The sequence below is a fragment of the Clostridium sp. CAG:221 genome (assembly GCA_000435835.1).
Lineage (GTDB): Bacteria > Bacillota > Clostridia > Clostridiales > Clostridiaceae > Clostridium.
This window is the reverse complement of record FR883410.1, coordinates 1-2,079: the sequence shown is the minus strand read 5'-3', so window position 1 is coordinate 2,079 and position 2,079 is coordinate 1. Positions and strand designations below refer to the sequence as shown.

General features: G+C 30.5%; 2 protein-coding genes. One reads left to right on the top strand and one right to left on the bottom strand.

Annotation, left to right across the window (positions count from 1 at the left end):
- Positions 1–1,198, bottom strand: a 1,198-nt coding sequence (locus Q5O44_RS09950; protein ID WP_302637787.1) for an NAD(P)/FAD-dependent oxidoreductase, incomplete at its 3' end; no start/stop codon positions are given.
- A gap of 117 nt (positions 1,199–1,315) precedes the next feature.
- On the opposite strand from Q5O44_RS09950, the gene Q5O44_RS09945 reads away from it, so the two are divergent.
- On the top strand, positions 1,316–1,897 hold the full coding sequence (locus Q5O44_RS09945) for a hypothetical protein (RefSeq protein WP_022168266.1): 582 nt from the start codon (positions 1,316–1,318) through the stop codon (positions 1,895–1,897).
- Positions 1,898–2,079: the final 182 nt, after the last annotated feature.

Genomic DNA, 2,079 nt, shown 5'->3' with positions numbered 1-2,079 from the left:
CCCATTGAAGATTGAAGCCACCACAGTCACCATGAACATCTAAAAGTTCGCCAGCAAAATAAAGGCCAGGAATAAGTTTTGATTCTAGTGTTGAAGGATTTACTTCAGTAGTATCTATGCCACCAATGGTCACTTGAGCTTGGTTAAAATCATTAGTTCCTACACAGGTAAACTTCCACTCTTTTAAAGTATTAATAAGAGATTTTTTTTCCTTCCAATCAAGTTCATAGCAAGGCATATGTAAATCTTCTATCTTGCTTTCTTTTAATACAGTAGGTATAAGTTTTTTATTGATTACGCCAATTAAAGCATCAATTACAGGTCTATAAGAAAGCATAGCAAAATGGCATTCAATAAAGTCCTCTAAGGATTCAACAGTATATCTTGGTAGCATATCTACTACTATTTCTGCTTTTTTACCTTTGGATAAAGCTTGTGATGCAAATCCAGAAAGTTGTAGTATTGGTGGACCTGATATTCCGTAATCTGTGAATAATATTTCACCAAAATATCTACGCTCTTCTTTTCCATCAATAAGTAAAGAAGCATATCCATCAAATTTTACACCAGATAGTGATTTAAGATGAGGATAATCTAGCTTTAACTGGACGATTCCAGGAAGCTGAGGTATTATATTATGTCCTAGTTTTTCTGATAAATAATATCCAGTGCCATCAGATCCAGTTTTAGGTGCAGTTTTTCCTCCACAAGTTAAAAGTAGTTTATCACATGTGAATAATTTTAACGCTTCATTATTTGTGGATAACTTAAAAACTTTTCCTCTGTGGATATCTTTTACTTTACATTCTGTATAAACTGGAATATTTCTGTCCTCTAAAGCTAATCTAAAGATATCCACAACTGAAGATGCTTGAAGAGATTGTGGATAAAGTTTGCTACTTTGTAATTCTATAATAGGAAGGCCTAAAGATAAGAAAAAATCTAAAGTATCATTGACAGAAAAACTTTTTAAAGTTTCATAATAAAAATTGTCATTATTGCTATGATAATTAATAAAAGGTTCTGCAATGGAAATATTAGAAATATTACAGCGTCCATTTCCTGTAGCCAATATTTTTTTACCAATCCTATCAGTAGCTTCAAGTATTGCAACATCTATACCAAAATCTTTTGCGGTTACAGCAGCCATTAAGCCAGCTGCGCCACCGCCAACAATTAATAATTCATGATGAATCAAAATAAACACTCCTTAAGTAATAATGTGGGTTTTCATTATTAAAGTTAATTTTATTTAGATTTTATCACAGTAATATAAGTAATTAAACTATGGAATACTAGGTAAGAGGTGATATTATTGTTAGCAAAAATAATTAATAAAGACTTAGAGGAGTTTGAAAGAGAATTTAAGGTCCGCAGGATGAATTACGATCAAGTAGTGGTTAATTATCCAAGTTCTACTGGTATAAAAGTATTTAAAAAAGATGATGTAGAGTATATTAAACAGACAGAAATAGATGAATTTTTAATAAAGTATAGTGATTTTCTAAAAGTAAAGCTTAATAGAGGAATATCTATAGCATTATATAAAGCTTTATTGGAAAGTATAGAAGCTGAGCTTGATATTATCTTTGATAATTTAAACTTACTTAAGGATAAATATGAAGTAAATAAGAGAGGTATTTGGGAAAAAGAAATATTAGCTGTTATTAATTATAAGATACCAGTAAAGATTATTGCTTCTGGTCAAAATTTTAAAAAAAGTGGATTTAATATATCTATTGAGGTAGTTGAAGAAAAAGAATTTTTAGAAATATGTAAATTTGAAATTAATAAAATTCAAGAAGAAATTAAGGAAAAAGAACGAATTTTATCAAGATATGGTCTTGCTATAGAAAAGCTGAAGAATACTGAAAACCTAGTAAAAATGCTAGATTAGAGGGATTTGTATGAGGGGGTATAAAAAAAAAATAAAAAAAATGAAGAAAAAGTGTTGACACTTTTTCAGATTTCAAGTATCATAGTTAATGTGCTCGGGGGAACAACCCTGAAGGACAGAGAAATGAAAAACCTAGGCCCCTTGGTCAAGCGGTCAAGACACCACCCTTTCACGGTGGTAAC